At 38.8% G+C, this 17,268-nt stretch carries 15 protein-coding genes; 4 read left to right on the top strand and 11 right to left on the bottom strand.

Going from position 1 to position 17,268, the window contains the following annotated elements; all coding sequences use genetic code 11:
- Positions 1–7 precede the first annotated feature (7 nt).
- Positions 8–499 carry a metallophosphoesterase gene (locus ABVM49_RS09770; RefSeq protein ID WP_298348251.1) on the bottom strand — a complete coding sequence of 164 codons (492 nt, stop codon included), beginning with the start codon at positions 497–499 and terminating at the stop codon, positions 8–10.
- Positions 500–548: 49 nt separating this feature from the next.
- On the opposite strand from ABVM49_RS09770, the gene truA reads away from it, so the two are divergent.
- Both truA and ABVM49_RS09760 read left to right on the top strand, forming a co-directional pair.
- A complete protein-coding gene (gene truA / locus ABVM49_RS09765; protein WP_405201690.1) occupies positions 549–1,319 on the top strand; it encodes a tRNA pseudouridine(38-40) synthase TruA in 771 nt (256 codons plus the stop codon).
- Entirely contained in the window at positions 1,306–3,072 is a 1,767-nt protein-coding gene (locus tag ABVM49_RS09760) for an ABC transporter ATP-binding protein (protein ID WP_405201689.1), read from the top strand. The genes truA and ABVM49_RS09760 overlap by 14 nt, the downstream gene beginning before the upstream one ends.
- A 13-nt stretch (positions 3,073–3,085) precedes the next feature.
- Here ABVM49_RS09760 and ABVM49_RS09755 read toward each other — a convergent pair whose 3' ends face one another.
- From ABVM49_RS09755 to dapF, 10 genes are all read right to left on the bottom strand, one after another.
- Complete coding sequence (locus ABVM49_RS09755; RefSeq protein WP_405201687.1) at positions 3,086–4,207, bottom strand: adenylate/guanylate cyclase domain-containing protein; 1,122 nt, start codon at positions 4,205–4,207, stop codon at positions 3,086–3,088.
- A 102-nt stretch (positions 4,208–4,309) separates the two neighbouring features.
- Positions 4,310–5,365: a DUF3667 domain-containing protein gene (locus tag ABVM49_RS09750; RefSeq protein WP_405201686.1), complete on the bottom strand. Its 1,056-nt coding sequence runs from the start codon at positions 5,363–5,365 to the stop codon at positions 4,310–4,312.
- Between the two features lie 53 nt (positions 5,366–5,418).
- Entirely contained in the window at positions 5,419–6,429 is a 1,011-nt protein-coding gene (locus ABVM49_RS09745) for a DUF3667 domain-containing protein (RefSeq protein WP_405201685.1), read from the bottom strand.
- Between the two features lie 3 nt (positions 6,430–6,432).
- Positions 6,433–7,206: a diadenylate cyclase gene (locus ABVM49_RS09740; RefSeq protein WP_021778653.1), complete on the bottom strand. Its 774-nt coding sequence runs from the start codon at positions 7,204–7,206 to the stop codon at positions 6,433–6,435.
- Between the two features lie 203 nt (positions 7,207–7,409).
- Complete coding sequence (locus tag ABVM49_RS09735; protein WP_405201684.1) at positions 7,410–7,964, bottom strand: thioredoxin family protein; 555 nt, start codon at positions 7,962–7,964, stop codon at positions 7,410–7,412.
- Positions 7,965–8,143: 179 nt separating this feature from the next.
- Positions 8,144–10,033, bottom strand: coding sequence for a molecular chaperone HtpG (gene htpG, locus ABVM49_RS09730; protein ID WP_405201683.1), 1,890 nt, complete (start codon positions 10,031–10,033; stop codon positions 8,144–8,146).
- Positions 10,034–10,271: 238 nt separating this feature from the next.
- Positions 10,272–10,931 (bottom strand): peptidoglycan-binding protein LysM, encoded by a 660-nt coding sequence (locus ABVM49_RS09725; RefSeq protein WP_405201682.1) that lies wholly within the window; start codon positions 10,929–10,931, stop codon positions 10,272–10,274.
- 404 nt (positions 10,932–11,335) lie between these two features.
- The gene (mltG, locus tag ABVM49_RS09720; protein WP_299148368.1) at positions 11,336–12,379 is read right to left on the bottom strand and encodes an endolytic transglycosylase MltG; all 1,044 of its coding nucleotides are present in this window, start codon (positions 12,377–12,379) and stop codon (positions 11,336–11,338) included.
- A complete protein-coding gene (locus ABVM49_RS09715) occupies positions 12,380–12,922 on the bottom strand; it encodes a GNAT family N-acetyltransferase (RefSeq protein WP_405201681.1) in 543 nt (180 codons plus the stop codon).
- The gene (gene dapF / locus ABVM49_RS09710; RefSeq protein WP_405201680.1) at positions 12,916–13,695 is read right to left on the bottom strand and encodes a diaminopimelate epimerase; all 780 of its coding nucleotides are present in this window, start codon (positions 13,693–13,695) and stop codon (positions 12,916–12,918) included. Before dapF ends, ABVM49_RS09715 begins: the two co-directional genes overlap by 7 nt.
- Positions 13,696–13,824: 129 nt before the next feature.
- Between dapF and ABVM49_RS09705 the strand changes: the two genes are divergently transcribed.
- Both ABVM49_RS09705 and ABVM49_RS09700 read left to right on the top strand, forming a co-directional pair.
- Complete coding sequence (locus ABVM49_RS09705; RefSeq protein ID WP_405201679.1) at positions 13,825–15,231, top strand: trypsin-like peptidase domain-containing protein; 1,407 nt, start codon at positions 13,825–13,827, stop codon at positions 15,229–15,231.
- Between the two features lie 182 nt (positions 15,232–15,413).
- Positions 15,414–16,856 carry a glyceraldehyde-3-phosphate dehydrogenase gene (locus ABVM49_RS09700; protein ID WP_405201678.1) on the top strand — a complete coding sequence of 481 codons (1,443 nt, stop codon included), beginning with the start codon at positions 15,414–15,416 and terminating at the stop codon, positions 16,854–16,856.
- Positions 16,857–17,268 lie beyond the last annotated feature (412 nt).

The following is a 17,268-nucleotide window of genomic DNA, read 5'->3' as shown; positions in this document are numbered from 1 at the left end:
CTTATAATTACCTAGCAACCTCTATTACTTCAAGATTCTCAATGCGACCCTCGTGTATGGTAAACCTGAGCATTGTGCGCACTTTATGAAAACCGTGCTTCCCTATTGCACCCGGATTCATATGTAATAGTCCCAGTTTTTTATCTGGCATCACCTTTAAGATATGACTATGCCCGCATATAAACAGTTTAGGCGGTCGTGCATAAATTTCTTCCCTTATAGCAGGAGAGTATCTACCAGGATAGCCTCCTATATGAGTAATTAATACTTCTACGCCTTCACAAATAAAACGATTGTTAAGCGGGAATTCTTGTCGTGCTTCTGTGGTATCTATATTGCCATAAACGGCACGTAGCGGCTTTAATTTTTTAAGCGTGTCTGTTACTTTTAGATCACCTATATCACCCGCGTGCCAGACCTCGTCTGCCCATTTTACGTGGCCTAGAATGTGGTCATCTATATAACTATGTGTATCGCTAAGGAGGAGGATTTTTTTCATTTGAGTGCGCTTTCGCGAAAGCGTATATTTGCTACAAAAATACAACACGGTGCGCTATTTTATTGAGCTTTCTTATTTTGGAAAAGACTACCACGGCTGGCAGCGGCAACCTAATGCTGTTACCGTGCAAGAAACCATAGAAAAAGCACTGAGTACCATCTTAAGAAAACCTGTACTCATAATGGGTGCAGGACGTACAGATGCCGGGGTGCACGCTACGCAGATGTATGCCCACTTTGACTGGGATGATGATTTAAGTCTTGATAATAAATTAAAAAACCTCACCTATAAACTCAATAGGTTTTTGCCTCCAGACATTGCCATAAATCGCATTTTTAATGTGCGTGATGAGGCTCACACACGTTTTGACGCGACATCGAGATCTTATCTATATCGCATTGCAAAATGTAAAAATCCCTTTAGTACAGAACAAGCACACGCTATAGCATATGATATAGATCTAAGCCTTATGAATGAAGCAGCGGTAGCGTTACTAGATTATTCAGATTTTGAATGTTTTTCTAAATCAAAGACAGAGGTCAACACGTATCTTTGTGATATTACTAGAGCGCAGTGGCTAGAAACCGAAGATGAGTACCACTTCCATATTACAGCAAACCGATTTTTGCGCAATATGGTACGTGCCATTGTAGGTACATTACTAGAGATAGGTCAAGGCAAAAAACCTGTCTCGTGGATACACGAAGTAGTAAAAGGAAAGAGTAGATCACAAGCAGGGTCCTCTGTACCGGGACACGGCTTATATTTAACAGAGATTATATATCCAGAAACAATTTATATAAACAATGGGAGAGACTAAAGGAAAAGCTTTTGACACACAGTTGTTCAAACGATTACTTGCCTTTACGAAACCTTATCGTAGCAGGCTTTACATAGCCGCAGCGGGAGCGATTATCTTATCTGTTTGTGCAGCGCTACGCCCTTACTTTTTAAAGAACGCCATAGATCTAGGGATCTCACAACGCTCTGCCACAGACTTATTTTTTTACTTACGCCTTATGGCGGTTGTACTGGTAGGTGAGGTCGTTTTCCAGCTTATGTTTATCTACTTTTCAAACTGGATAGGCCAGCAGGTTATAAAAGATATACGTGTTAAACTCTTTGACCATATGCTTGGGTTCAAAATGCAATATTTTGACAAATCTGCAGTGGGTCGTCTAGTGACTAGAGCTGTAGGTGATATAGAGACCATCTCTAGTATTTTCTCACAAGGACTCTTTATGATTATTGCAGACTTACTTAAAATGAGCGTAGTCTTAGGTTTTATGTTTTATGAGAGCTGGAGACTCACACTTATTGTACTTGCGGTATTCCCCATTATATTATATGCCACCCGCGTTTTTCAGCGAGCGATGAAGCTTGCCTTCGAAGAAGTGCGCACACAGGTTTCTAACCTCAACACCTTTGTACAAGAGCGCGTGACAGGTATGAAAATTGTACAAATTTTTAATCGAGAAGCCATAGAGCACAAAAAATTTAATGCAATTAATAACAAGCACAGAGATGCCTGGAACAAGACGGTGTGGTATAACTCTATTTTCTTCCCTATTGCAGAGATTTGTACAGCCGTGACTATAGGTCTTATTGTGTGGTATGGCGGTCTTAAAGCAGCACAAAGTGATATTGTAACGATAGGTTTAATTACTGCTTTTATAAGTTACATACAGATGCTTTTTACACCACTACGCCAGATAGCAGATAAGTTTAACACCTTACAAATGGGTATGGTGGCCGCAAATAGAGTATTTACCATACTAGATACAGAGTCTTCTATTACAAATACAGGTACTCTAGAATTAAACGATGTAAAAGGTGTTATAGATTTTAAGGATGTACACTTCTCGTATGTACCCGGTGAAGAAGTACTTAAAGGAATATCGCTAGAAGCTGCTGCTGGAGAAACCATTGCTATTGTGGGCTCTACTGGTGCAGGCAAATCTACAATTATCAACCTGTTGAGTAGATTTTATGAGATAGATAGCGGGCAGATATTACTAGACGGCACAGATATAAAAGACATAAAGCTTACAGATTTACGTAAGGAAATTGCTGTGGTATTGCAAGATGTATTCTTATTTGCAGATACCATTCTCAATAACATCACGCTACAAGACCCATCTATCACAGAAGAGGAGGTTATAGAAAGTGCTAAGGCTATAGGCGTACATAAATTTATATCTAGTCTACCAGATGGATACCACTATAACGTAAAAGAGCGTGGCTCTATGCTCTCTAGTGGCCAGCGACAGCTTATTGCTTTCTTAAGAGCTTATGTAAGTAATCCATCTATACTTGTGCTAGATGAGGCTACCTCATCTGTAGATTCACACAGTGAGCAGCTTATACAGAAAGCTATTAAGAAAATAACAAAGGGACGTACCTCTATCGTTATTGCACACCGTCTAGCAACCATCAAAAAGGCTGACCAAATTATCGTGATGGAGAAAGGAAAAATCATCGAGCAAGGCACACATAAAGAGCTACTTAAAAAAGAAAACGGTCATTATCGCAATCTTTATGAAGTACAGTTTATGCAGGCTGAGGCAAGCTAAATCAAACTACACGTTACTTTGCAGAAATATCTCTGTCAAATGTAACGAGCGATACTTGCTCAGACTTACCCTTGAGAAGTTCATCTCCTACTTTTACCACTCTTGTGTTTTTAGGTAGTTTTTTAAGCAAGTCTGCAAAGGCTTTAGACGCCAGTATATCTACGCCTTTATCATTACACATACCTTGTATACGTGCTGTTGTATTGAGTACGTCTCCAGAAAATGCAATGTCACGCTTTATCTTGCCCAGCTCCCCTACCATTACTTGACCATAGTGAAAACCTACCTTAAAATCTGGTAATGCATTATAGCGTTTATAATAGCGTACAGATTTCTTATAGATAATATTTTTCATACGGTAATAGCAACGTAGCGCATTTGCGTTTTTAACACCGTTTTTCATCTTCCAGGTGATAACCACCTCATCACCCACATATTGATACACTTCGCCCTTTGTTTGCATTATAGCAGGAGCGATATCATTAAAAAAATCTTTGAGAAAGTTAAAATACTCTTGCTCGCCTAGCTTCTCTGCAATGCGTGTTGCATCTCTTATATCTGCAAACATAAAGATACGGGTTTCGTTTTTTGGCAAGAAGTAACGCCCCATCAAGTAGTCTGGAAAAACGCCTGGACCATACTTATCATTTATCATTAAAACGATAAGTGTGAGCAATACGATAAACAACCATATTACAAAGTTCTTTATAAATATGTGCTCTGTATAAAACTGTAATACTCTATCTAAAAGCTCTTGACTACCTACGGCTAGACCTAGCGAATCACTATAAAAATAATAAGCCCCTATGGTACCCACTACCATAGCAATCACCACATAAAGTATGGTGATAAAAATAAGCGCCTTCCAGAAGGCATACTTACGTAGCCAGAGCTCCATTATATTTACCGTAAAAATGCCACCAAAAAGTCCAGCAACGATAGACACAAGCAAGTTAGCCTTAAATGACACTTCCAAATCAAAATTAGACGTAAGCGCATTTGCAGATACTAGCGTCGCATAATCATACAAGAAAATAATATTTGATATAAGTGTCCACGCAAGCAAGATCCACAGTGCTCTACGCACATAAAATATGATCTCATTATTAGTTAACTCTTTTCTAAAAATCTTCATACTACAATATCTGGTATCAATATAGGTATACTCCTATCAGAATGGTCTACTTATTAAGAGAGATTTATGAAGTTTTAATAACGCTTTCGCGAAAGCGTACTCCTACTGCGGTCTATTTTTAATCATATCTGGAGTGATCTCCAGTATATCTTCAAGTCGCTTTACACTGTCCTGCTCAATAGAGTCTTTGACTTTCTTCTTTCTAGACATTTCTTCACCTTTTCTTTTACCCTGCTCAAAGGACTCTCTCATAATTTTTACAAATGACGATTCATTTTCTGTCGGTTGCCCATCATTTTTGAGAAGATTAAAAATAAGCAACCCACCAAAAATTCCGCCTACCACTGCGGTGATTGCTGTTAATACTACTCCAAACAATGCCGTTTTAAGTATAATCCCAGCTGCATCTAATTTAAAGAGTCTTTTAAGTACATAACCTATATAAAGAACAGCAAGTGGCATCCCAGCAAAACCTATAATTTGAAAAGCAGTCTCACTCCACATAAAACATATATATAATACTGAGGTTATCATAGCTGTATGTGAGTAGGCATATAAATAGATGACCAGATGCTCAACAAAATTATACTTCTTATAGTTCCAGAAAACAATTCTTGAGATAACTGCAAGTAGAGGTATTGCAGCAAAATAAAACATAGACTGGTAGTCTGTAGCTAGCTCTATCCACTCCTCTGCCCATCCCTCTGCAAATTCCTTTTGCATTGCGAGTTGTTCTGGGTCTGAAACGAACATTGTAGATGCATCTGCCTGCATACCTGTAAATACATCTGCAAAATAGTTTTTAAGTAAAAAACTATAAACTCCTGCAATGGTAAGTGCAATAGCAAAGTAACTGAATGCGGGTAAGTACTTCTTACGCATTCCGTTCATATAACCTCCTATAACCTCATCTGGGCGTGTAAACATCGCTACAAATGTTCTAAGAAAGGAGTTTTCCAGATTTAAAAAACGATCTACAAAATCTTCTATAAGATTACGCCAGGTGAGTCTATTATAAATACGTTTACCACCACAGTGCGAGCAAAAACGCTGGTCTAGGGCTATATACTCTGCACAGTTTATGCAGGTATCCTCTACTTTTAAAAGACTGTTTTGCTTCTTTAAAGCTTTTTTTTCTGCCCTGGAGAGTTTACTCATTTGATTGATTGATTTAGAATCACAATAATACTAAAATTACAAGTATGTTAAAGTCACTCTATACTATCTTGAGTTTTCTGTAATGGTATTGGCAAAGATTGTGGGGTAAGAGATTTAAGCCTTAGGCTATCTTGCTTTATGCTATCTCTCTTTGCTCTTCTTGGATCGTGAGATTTCTTTACAGATTCTATAAGCGGGTCAAAAGAACCTGCTGTATACATTGCTGTACCTATAATGGCACTTAACAAAATGCTGAAAGGGACTATAATTAACAAGAAAATACCTGTTTTAAGAACCAGACTTTTGATACTTAAATTAAACACGCGATACAAGACATATGCCGTGTAAAAAAACGGTAACGTAGATACAAACAGACTTACTATAATTTGCCCAGCAGCAGACCAGCCCGCAAGTATAAAAAGTACATTAGTTATAATTTGTGTTTGTGAGTATGCATAGAGATATATCACAATGTGCTCTATAAAATTTACCTCCTTATAATTCCAGAAAACAATTTTTGAAATCACTGCAAAAAATGGAATGTATAGAAAGCTTATAAAGGAGTTATAATCAAATATTAAATTTACAAGCTCCATCACACCATCACCTCCATTAGATTGTGCGCCGGCTTCTAGGCCTGTAAAGAATCCATTATACAGTCCATTTTCTGTATCTAAAAACCAATTTCTAAATAAGAAAATGTAAATACTCCCTATAGTAAGTGCCACCGCAAAGTAGCTAAAGGCAGACATATAGCGCTTTCGCAACCCACCTATATAACCATTTATAACATCTTCTGGCTTTGTAAAAAGGTCAATAAACGTTTTGAGAAAGACATTTTCTATATTGAGAAAACGCTCTGTAAAATCTTCTAGTAAGTTGCGTGTATTAAGCCTGTTGTGCATACGCTTTGCGCCACAATGAGAACAAAAGCGCTGGTCTAAGTCTAACGGAGTACCACAGTTTTTACAACTCTCTGAGATTACAAGCAGCTCTCGCTTTTGCTTCTTAGGCGTTTTTGCTTTTGCCTTTTTAGGGAGCTTTTTAGACTTTTTATCTGCCATTGTTTACGTAAGTTCTGTCTCTAGTAGTATGCGTAAATCGTCTATCGTTTTATAGAGTACAAACTCTCCGTCCTTTATATAGCTTATTGCACCAGACTCCTCACTCACTACCAGTGCGAGCGCATCTGTCTTTTCTGTAATACCTACGGCAGCTCTGTGTCTAAGTCCAAAACGTAGTGGGATGTCACGCTCTTGTGTTACGGGTAATATGACTCTTGTAGCTGTAATTTTATTTTCTTCTATAATCATCGCCCCGTCGTGTAGGGTTGAGTTTTTATAAAAAACACTTTCTATAATAGGTCTGTTTACTTCTATCTCCATCCTGTCTCCCGTATCTTTTACAAACTCTAGACTGGTATCTCTTCTTATGATAATAAGTGCTCCCGTTTTTGAAGCAGCCATATTCTCGCAAGCAGTGAGAACTGCATTAAGATCTAATGCCAGTGTACCTTCCTTTTTAGAAAAATTAAAGTTTTTAAAGAGCCCGCCCTTAGTGAGGTTTGTACTCCCTATGAGGAGTAAAAATTTACGTATCTCCTGCTGGAAAACGACTATAAGCGCAAACATTCCCACACCTATAAACTGCCCCAAGATGGTGCTAAGCATCTCCATCTTAAGCAAGACGGTAAGTTGCCAGATCAAGTAGATGACTACAATACCTATAAAAATGTTAATCGCAACCGTACCTTTTACCAGTCTATAGAGGTAAAACATTAAGATGGCTACGAGTAAAATATCGATGCCGTCTAGGATGCGTAAATTTTCTAAGATTTCCAAAAATGTGAGATTTACGTAAAAATAGCAGAAATAGCCTAAGCACAAAATACTAAGCCATAAAAAGCGAGGATAATAATTACTCAATTATATGACATCAAGTTTAATAGTATGCCTACACTTACGTTTTCATTCTTAACGATCACTGCAATTAATAGTGGTTTTGAGTGCGCTTTCGCGAAAGCGTACCAAGTAACTCTCCCCTACTATTTCCACTTAATGTTGCAACCCATACTTGGTTTTTGCAGTGTTGCTTGTGGCTTGCTGTTAAAGATATTATCTAGAGCCTCTCTCAGGTCTCTGCCGTTTACCGGGATGCCATTACCTGGCCTACTGTTATCTAGCTGCCCTCTATACACAAGGCGATTATCTGGTCCAAAAACAAAGAAATCTGGCGTGCAGGCAGCATCATAGTTTTTTGCCACCTCTTGTGTCTCATCAAGTAGATACGGAAATGTAAAGCTGTTTTTACGAGCATTTGCCCACATCATCTCTGGACCATCTTGCGGGTATGCTACAATGTCATTACTACTTATCGCCACAAAGCCAAAACCGAGCACACGATAATCGTTTGCGATGCGCACAATCTCATCTACCACGTGTACTACAAAAGGGCAATGATTACATATAAACATCACCACTGTGCCGCGCTCACCCTTAATATCGTGATAACTGCAAAGCTGGTTTGTAACCGTATCAAGCAGTTGAAACTCTGGAGCCTTTGTACCTAGCGGTAACATATTAGATGGAGTAAGTGACATATAATTTCTTTTGTAATCTTAATAATTAACACCTGCACTATGTAGGTGTTCTCATACTGTATGATAAGACGCAACAATATGCTAGACGTTACGTATAATCATAGCTAAAATAAAAAAACCACCTTTTCAAAAATGAAAAAGGTGGTTTACATCAATGTGCTGTGCTAGGCACTCTCACATTATTTAATCATCTCATAAGAGCGTTTTATAAAGCTAGTAAGCTCTTCACCCTTAAGTAGATTTTGAGATAGTTTTGCAAGGTCAAAAGACTGCGTGATCAGACGTTTTTTAGTCTCATCTGTATCTGCATTGAGTATTTCTGTCACCAGCTCGTGGTTACCATTTACTACTAGGTTGTACATCTCTGGCATATTACCAAACATATTCATACCTCCGCCACCACCGGCTTGTTGCATCTCCTTCATACGGCGCATAAACTCTGGCTGTGTAATAATAAATGGTGCAGCATTACTATCCATCGCTTCTACTTGTACCGTATAAGACGTGTTTGCAATAGCATCTGTAATTGCTGTTTTTACAGTCTCCTTCTCTTCGTCAGAGAGTTTTGAGATTTGCTCTTCGTCCTTTTTGATAAGGTTATCTATATGATCACCATCTACACGTACAAAAGTTACGTTTTCTTTGCTAGTCTCTAGCTTCTGGATTAAGTGAGATACAATAGGAGAATCTAGTAATAACACTTCATATCCTTTGTCTTTTGCGCTCTGTATGTATGAGTGCTGTGCATCTGTATCACTTGCATAAAGTACAACAGTCTTCCCGTCTTTATCTACTTGGTTTTCTTTGATTTTTGCTTCAAGCTCTTCCCAAGTAAAGAAGGTATTATCTACTGTAGGGTATAGTGCAAACTTATCTGCCTTCTCAAAGAACTTATCTTCAGATAACATCCCATACTCTATAACGAGTTTGATGTCATTCCATTTCTTTTCAAAATCTTCTCTGTCGTTATTAAAGAGTGACTTAAGCTTATCTGCCACCTTACGAGAGATGTAACCAGATATTTTCTTTACTGCTCCATCTGCCTGTAAGTAACTACGAGATACGTTAAGTGGGATGTCTGGAGAGTCTATCACTCCACGTAGCATCGTTAAGAATTCTGGCACGATACCCTCTACGTTATCTGTAACAAAAACTTGGTTTTGATATAACTGTATGCGATCCTTCTGCATATTCATATCCTGCCCAAGTTTTGGGAAGTATAAGATACCTGTAAGGTTAAAAGGATAATCTACATTGAGGTGTATATTAAATAATGGCTCGTCAAAGTTTGCTGGATACAACTCCTGGTAGAAGTTTTTATAATCTTCTTCTTCAAGATCTGCTGGTTGCTTTGTCCAGGCTGGGTTAGGGTTGTTTATAATATTATCAACCTCTTGTGTAGGAGCTGGATCTTCTTCCTTTGCATCTTCTGGCTTAGGAAGCGTCTCTGTTTTCATACCAAATTTAATAGGCACTGGCATAAACTTGTTGTACTTAGAAAGCAGTCCCGCGATGCGTCCTTCTTCGAGAAACTCTGTACTATCTTCTGCGATGTGTAAGATAATCTCTGTACCGCGCTCTGTCTTATCTGCCGCTTCTAGTGTAAAGTTAGGACTACCATCACACGTCCAGTGTGCTGCTGGCTCATCTTTATGTGATTTTGTAATAATCTCTACCTTCTCTGCCACCATAAATGCCGAGTAAAAACCAAGACCAAAGTGCCCTATGATTCCTGTATCTTTTGCACCATCTTCATACTTGTTTAAAAACTCCTCTGCTCCAGAAAATGCAAGTTGGTTAATATACTTCTCAACCTCTTCTTGCGTCATACCAAGACCTTGATCTATGATATGAAGCTTCTTCCCTTCCTTGTCTATTTTTACTTCTATCTGAGGATTTCCATACTCAGCACTAGACTCACCTATTGAGGTAAGGTGTTTTAACTTAAGGGTTGCGTCTGTTGCGTTTGAGATAAGCTCACGTAAGAAAATCTCGTGATCACTATATAAGAACTTCTTAATAAGCGGAAAGATATTCTCTACCGATACATTAATTTTTCCTGTTGACATTGTATATATGTTTTAAAGTGTAAAATTTGAGTCTTGCTTAAAGCGAAAAAAGTACCACAATGCGATATGTGACAAACTGACATTTTACGACAGTACTTTATAGAGATTACTGTCTAGTAGCAATGGCTTTATGAAGTGCTGGTGAGGTGGGTTATTACGCTTTCGCGAAAGCGTAATAAAAAGAAACCCCAGCATCATAATGATACTGGGGTTTATATATAAGTGTATGTTTATGCTATTATAAACTAGCAGATAAATTTTCTAATGAAGGCTTTTTAATCGCTTCTATATTTGACACATCATAGCCAGAAAAACGCTTCATATAGCTACGTATACTTGTACCAAAGGCATCTTGAAAACCAGTAGCTCCACCAGAGCGTAAAAACTTCTTTACACTACCAGGCCCAGCAAGGTGTGCTGCTGCAAGTATACCAGACTCGGTAACGCGCACGCCAGAAATCCAGCGACCTTCATATCGTTTTATATCACGGCGTAAGACCCATTTATTACGAGAGGCATTAAGTAAAAAGGCTTGCTCTTGCAATACAGGATTCTCTAGAAACTCAGAGCCATCTTGAATACCTAAAAGATCTAATGTAGATACACCAAACTGGTACTTACCTAGATATCCAAATCTGTTTATAGTAAGGTAATCACCGCGAGATTCTTTAAAAGCAAGTGCTTCTTTAAAACCGGTATAATTTTTACCAGTAAGCGGTGTAGGGTTAAATACAAAAGGGGTTTGAATCGTCTCCTCCGGAAGAGGAACACTAAAGTCCATAGCTATACCATCTGTGGTATAGTGAGAAAAATCATATGTTTTTTCTGATTTGTTTGACACTATCAGAATACCTAACATAAGAGGCAATACAGTAACTTTTATCAAGTTCCTAACCATATAAATACATTTCGACAGCCAAGAAATTACTATTTAAATTTCTCTTAGGGTGCTATCTGTTTCGGCGCGCAAAAATACAACCTTTAAAGATTACCAGAAAAACTTATTTTAATTTTTTAGCAAAACTTTATGAGTCACTGATTTTATGACACTTACACTCACAAAATAAGTTCAACTATAACGTTTTAGCATATTTTAATGTAATTTAATACAAGTATAAAATTACTTAAAACGTCAATTGTCACATACTACAACGCAAAAATAATTCAGAAAATACAACCAACTCTAAGGTATAACACCATTTTAACATACGGGCATCTACCTGTTTTTGCACCTCTCTAAGCTCGGGTATAAAAAAACCCAAACACTAGGTTTGGGTTTATATCATTTTATGAGATGCTATCTTAACGATGGATCTTCTTGCTGTTTATCCACCTTCTATATGCGGCACTATTTGCATTATGTTGCGATAGTGTCTTTGCAAACTTGTGATAGCCAAAATTTTCTACATCTGCCACAAAGTAATAGTAGTTGTGCTTCTCTGGGTTAAGAACCGCCTGTATTGCTGTTACGTCTGGCATAAATATAGGTCCTGGTGGTATCCCTCTATTTCTATACGTGTTATAAGGAGAGTCTGTCTCTAGGTCTTTATAGAGTACACGCTTTATCACCATATCCCAGTCATTTTTAGTGCGCTTTACGGCATATATAACGGTAGGGTCTGCGTCTAGTTTTATTCCTTTTTTAAGTCTATTAAGGTATACGCCTGCTACTCGTGGTCGCTCATCTGTCTTTGCGGTTTCCTTCTGTACGATAGATGCAAGTGAGTACACCTCTGCTGGTGTGAGGTTTAATTTTTCGGCTTTTGCGAGTCTGGTTTTATTCCAGAATTTTTTGTGCTCACTAAGCATTCTCGCTCTAAAATCTTCGGCGCTGGTGTTCCAGAAAAATTCATAGCTGTTAGGAATATACATAGTAAGTGCCGTGTCCTTATTAAAATCGTGCTCACGTAAAAAGTTTACATCTAGCATTGCATTAATAAGTGAGGTACTGTCTGCCTCTATCTGTGTAGCGATACGGCCGGCCATATCCTCTAGGCGCTCTTGATTATTAAAAGCCACCTTTACAGGCGCATTTTTAACACGAATGGTATTAATAATATCATTATTACTCATACCCTTCTTAATGATATAGTGACCCGGTTTTACGTTAGACACATATCCCTTTTTCTGAGCGACAGATGCAAATGCATCTACATCTTTAAGTAATGGCGTAAGCTCTGCCGTTACATCATTAAAATCTGCTCCCGTAGGGATGTATAAATGAGCGCGCTCATTATTAAACGCTGTGTTATCAGAAAAAATAGCGTCGTAAACCGTGTAGGCAAAAATACCGCCTACTACTACGCCCACTATCCCGATGATTAAAAGTATTCTCTTGATGTACATTTATAATATGTGTTGATATAATAATTCGTTTGTAAATGATTCTTCACCTGTGGTGAGGTCACGCCTGCGTCTCCATTCTTTTTTTACACCCACAAGCTCAAACCCTGCTTTTTCAAAAAGTGCTATGCTTGCTTTATTCTCATCTCCTATGTTTGCATATAACTGGTGCATATGGAGATGTGTCTTTGCATACTTTTTAAGTAAGGCTATCGCCTCACTAGCATATCCCTTGCGCTTTTCTGTTTCTGTTGCAATCACAACGCCCACTCCCGCACGTAAATTATGAGGATCAAAGTCAAAGAGGTCTATAAGACCCAAAAAAGCTCCAGAAGTTACATCACAAATAGCAAGACGCAACTGTCGCATCTCAAATATATCTTTGTGCGCATTTGCCAGGTATTCTTTAAGTACAAACTTTGAGTAAGGCGCTAGCGTCTCCCCTACAAACCAGAGTGCCTCATTATTTTCTATCTCATAAAGTGCCTCTAGATCTTCTAGCTCTAGCGCTCGTAAAGCCGTACGTGTACCTCGTAGTGTTAACATTGCCACTCCCCTTTAAAAACAAAGGTCGCAGGACCTATAAGATATACATCTGTATAACCCATCGCCGTTTTTGTAAAAGACACCGCTAGTTTACCACCCTCTACATCTAGTTGTATGTTATTTTTTGAAGTTACACCATTATTATGTGCTGCAATTGCCACGGCGGTAACTCCCGTACCACAGCTCAAGGTCTCATCTTCTACACCACGCTCATAAGTGCGCACGGCAAAGTGACCATCGTCTAGCTCTTGCACAAAGTTTATATTACTCCCAGCCTCTCCATAAAGCGCTCCATAACGTATGGCTGCACCTTCTTCTTTTACCGCAACGGTTTTTACGTCACTCACCATTTTAATGTGATGTGGCGATCCGGTATCTAGAAAGCTATATTCTGGTGTTGTTTTAATTTCTGCAACATCTTGCATTTTAAGGTGTACAATTCCATCCCTTACGGTGGCCTCGTGCATTCCATCTACCGCTTCAAAGGTAGCGTGGGTATCTATGAGTGATAACGCTTTCGCGAAAGCGACCAAACATCGCCCACCATTACCGCACATACTACTCTCATTACCATCTGCATTATAATACACCATTCTAAAATCTGCCGAAGGGTGACTTTCTAGCAGCATTAAACCATCTGCCCCTATGCCAAATTTACGGTCACAGAGTTGTGCAACAAGTTTGGTATCATCTTTGGGAAATATATCTAGACGGTTATCTATGATTACAAAATCATTACCGGTGCCTTGATATTTTGAAAAAGAAATTGTCATTTATGCTCAATATAAGCGACAAAAGTAGCAAATATCAAACTCCTTTTTGATGTTAAATGCCAGTTAAATAGAAACCGACAGAATACTAAATTTTTAATTTTAACGATTATTGATAAAATGCTAAGGACTATGAAAAAAATCGGAGGAACATTCTTAATCGCCTTACTAGCCGGCGCAATAACGCTAGGATCTTATAAATTATTTATAGAAGAGCCTACACAAGTAGTCTCAACCCCAGTACAGACCCAAACCACCCCTGCCTATACCCCTGTAAATTATGAAGCACTCGCGGCAGCTGCCAGCGGTGTAGATTTTACAGAAGCGGCAGAGCGCACGGTAAATGGTGTGGTGCACGTAAAAAATGTACAAGTGTACAAGCAACCGCGCAATATGATGGAATATTTACGTGGTGGCGGGCAAACTAATAAAGGCATTGTAGGTGCCGGTAGTGGTGTGATTATCTCTGGAGATGGATATATTATTACAAATAACCACGTGATAGATGGCGCCTCTGAGGTAGAGGTCACGCTTAATAACAATAAAACCTTTATGGCAGAAGTGATAGGCAAAGATGCAAAGGCAGATATTGCCATCCTTAAAATAGATGCTGGTGAGGAGTTGCCTTATATCCCCTTTGGCGATAGTGATGCTACAAAGGTGGGAGAATGGGTACTTGCCGTAGGTAACCCTTTTAACCTTACCTCTACCGTTACCGCAGGTATAGTCTCTGCAAAGGCTAGAGATATAGATGAGCGTGATGCAAACTTCCAGTCTTTTATACAGACAGATGCGGCTATTAACCCTGGTAACAGTGGTGGAGCACTTGTAAATATTTTTGGTGAGCTGGTAGGGATTAACACGGCCATCACCTCACAAACGGGATCTTATGTAGGGTATGCCTTTGCCGTACCGTCTAACAATGCGCGTAAGATTATGGAAGACATTATGCAATATGGCTCTGTACAAAAAGGAATACTAGGTGTTACTGGAGGCACCCTTAATGCTGCCATTGCAAAAGATCAAGATCTTAACACTACACAAGGCTTTTATGTAGCCAGTGTAGAGTATGAGAGTGGTGCAGAGCAAGCAGGTATCACCACTGGTGATATTATCAAGAAGCTTGATAATGTAAATATCACTAAGTTTTCTGACCTCTCTGGATACATTAATACCAAACGACCTAATGATATTATACAAGTAGAGATTTTACGAGATGATGAACTTATGACCCTACCCGTAAAACTAGTAAAGTCTGTCACTTTTGACATAGAGCGACTAGGGATACAGGTTAAAAATGCCTCTCCAAAAGACCTTGACAAGTACAAAGCCAAAAATGGTGTTGTGATAAGCGATAAGTTAGGGGAGTCTATGAAACGTTATGATATTGTAGGTTATGTAATTTCTGAAATAGATGATATACCCGTTAACTCTATAGATGACGTAAAAGAAATATTTAAAAATAAAAGCCCAAACGAGCCTGTAAGCATTGTTTTTAATGACAAAAGAGGCGAGCGCAACCGCTTTATTTTTGACTAAGCAATACACGCTTTAATATTATAACCCTTTCAGTTTCTGGAGGGGTTATTTTTTTGTGTGAGAAATTCATTTACGAAAACGTTTGAGTAACAGACAGAAATGGCTACTTTTGCACAAAATTTGAAAAATTACGCTTTCGCGAAAGCGTACAAAAAAAACAATGTAACGTTTAGTATCTTACTATGAGTCAATCAGAAACATACGAAAAAGAACTTTCCTTTCAAGCAGACCGCCGAAGAGCCACTGTAGAATTTATTAAAATAGCTAGCGACCTATGGTATGACAATGCTATAGAGCTTGTTTTATTTAGAAACCAAGTGATGGATCGCAACGTGAGTCAGATTTTAGACCTACACGAGTATGCAGGAGCCTTTGTAGGGAAGCCTATCTCTATATTTGATAGTGTAGAGATTGCGCAGGCTATAAAGCAACTAGACTTGCCACCATCTAAGCTAGATATAGGTAAACTTACGTATGAGTACCACCTAGAAGAAAATGAAAACGCAACGAGCTTTATTGCACAACGCCTTAAACCTGCACAGCAGGCAGCGCCTATTGAGCCTAAGGATGTGGTGCTTTACGGTTTTGGCCGTATAGGGCGTCTTGTAGCCAGAGAGCTTATGACACGCACGGGTAAAGGTAGCCAGTTACGCCTAAGAGCTGTGGTTACAAGAGGTAAGATAGATACCGGTATACTTGAGAAAAGAGCAGGTCTTCTTAAAAGTGACTCTGTACACGGTGACTTTACAGGTACTGTCTCTGTAGATGTAGAAAATCAAGCCCTCATTATAAACGGTACTACGGTAAATATTATAAGTGCAAATGCACCAGAAGATATAGACTATACCGCTTATGGTATAAAAGATGCCCTTGTGATAGATAACACGGGTGCCTTTAGAGATAAAGAGCAACTAAGCAGGCACCTAGTAAGCAAGGGTGTGGCAAAGGTATTACTTACCGCTCCCGGTAAAGGAATCCCAAACATTGTGCACGGTGTAAACCACCAAGAGCACAACCCAGATGAGGTACAAATCTTTAGTGCAGCATCTTGTACTACAAATGCAATTACACCTATTCTTAAAGCCATAGATGACACCCTAGGTGTACAAACAGGTCACCTAGAGACCATACACGCATACACAAACGACCAGAATCTGGTAGATAATATGCACAGTAAGTACCGCCGTGGTAGAGCCGCTGCTCTTAATATGGTGATTACAGAAACTGGTGCTGGCGCGGCAGTGAGTAAGGCGTTACCACATTTTGAAGGGAAGCTTACCTCAAACGCGATACGTGTACCTGTGCCTAACGGATCTCTAGCAATACTTAACCTTGAGCTTACAAAAGAGACAAGCATAGAAGGGATAAACACACTTCTTAAAAAGTATGCACTAGAGGGTGAGCTTGTAGAGCAAATTAAGTACTCTATAGATAATGAGCTTGTGTCTAGCGACATTATAGGCTCATCTGCCCCTAGTATTTATGACAGTAATGCCACTATCGTACGTAAAGATGGTAAAAACGTACTTCTTTACATCTGGTATGATAACGAGTATGGATACAGCCACCAGGTGATACGCCTTGCAAAATACATTTCTAAAGTACGTAGGTTTACGTATTACTAGAATGAGACGTTCTTCCATTAAGTATGTGATTGTAACATACTTTTTAAGTAAAGCCATCTTTATAAGATGGCTTTACTGTTTTTAAGAAGTGAGATATATGTTTAAGTAGGTTGTGTAGCTAGTTTGTTTGTTTTTACGCTTTCGCGAAAGAAAATAAAAGATGCAATACAAGTAAACCTGCTAGTGATTGAGATAGCCAACTGTGAGAGTTGTGTTAGAAAACCAAAACATTCGTTTATACGCCGAAAATCGAGATTGGTAAAAAACCGTCAAAACATTCGTTTATACAACTAGTATGGGTATGATAAGTATTAAGTTTTTAATAACTTGCGTTTATATATACGTGGCGGCTGATTGCCCAAGGGCTCACAGTTCACGACAAAATAAGCCACACAAAAGGCAGTTGCATTCT

This window comes from Dokdonia sp. LLG6352-1, assembly GCF_045055815.1.
Taxonomy (GTDB): Bacteria; Bacteroidota; Bacteroidia; order Flavobacteriales; family Flavobacteriaceae; genus Dokdonia; species Dokdonia donghaensis.
This window is presented reverse-complemented; position numbering and strand designations above follow the sequence as displayed.

What these genes read in the sequence shown, in the direction of transcription:
- ABVM49_RS09770 (WP_298348251.1), bottom strand. Translation starts at nt 499, where the DNA reads ATGAAAAAAATCCTCCTCCTTAGCGATACACATAGTTATATAGATGAC.
- ABVM49_RS09760 (WP_405201689.1), top strand. Translation starts at nt 1,306, where the DNA reads ATGGGAGAGACTAAAGGAAAAGCTTTTGACACACAGTTGTTCAAACGA.
- ABVM49_RS09755 (WP_405201687.1), bottom strand. Translation starts at nt 4,207, where the DNA reads ATGAAGATTTTTAGAAAAGAGTTAACTAATAATGAGATCATATTTTAT.
- ABVM49_RS09750 (WP_405201686.1), bottom strand. Translation starts at nt 5,365, where the DNA reads ATGAGTAAACTCTCCAGGGCAGAAAAAAAAGCTTTAAAGAAGCAAAAC.
- ABVM49_RS09745 (WP_405201685.1), bottom strand. Translation starts at nt 6,429, where the DNA reads ATGGCAGATAAAAAGTCTAAAAAGCTCCCTAAAAAGGCAAAAGCAAAA.
- ABVM49_RS09735 (WP_405201684.1), bottom strand. Translation starts at nt 7,964, where the DNA reads ATGTCACTTACTCCATCTAATATGTTACCGCTAGGTACAAAGGCTCCA.
- htpG (WP_405201683.1), bottom strand. Translation starts at nt 10,033, where the DNA reads ATGTCAACAGGAAAAATTAATGTATCGGTAGAGAATATCTTTCCGCTT.
- ABVM49_RS09725 (WP_405201682.1), bottom strand. Translation starts at nt 10,931, where the DNA reads ATGGTTAGGAACTTGATAAAAGTTACTGTATTGCCTCTTATGTTAGGT.
- mltG (WP_299148368.1), bottom strand. Translation starts at nt 12,379, where the DNA reads ATGTACATCAAGAGAATACTTTTAATCATCGGGATAGTGGGCGTAGTA.
- ABVM49_RS09715 (WP_405201681.1), bottom strand. Translation starts at nt 12,922, where the DNA reads ATGTTAACACTACGAGGTACACGTACGGCTTTACGAGCGCTAGAGCTA.
- dapF (WP_405201680.1), bottom strand. Translation starts at nt 13,695, where the DNA reads ATGACAATTTCTTTTTCAAAATATCAAGGCACCGGTAATGATTTTGTA.
- ABVM49_RS09705 (WP_405201679.1), top strand. Translation starts at nt 13,825, where the DNA reads ATGAAAAAAATCGGAGGAACATTCTTAATCGCCTTACTAGCCGGCGCA.
- ABVM49_RS09700 (WP_405201678.1), top strand. Translation starts at nt 15,414, where the DNA reads ATGAGTCAATCAGAAACATACGAAAAAGAACTTTCCTTTCAAGCAGAC.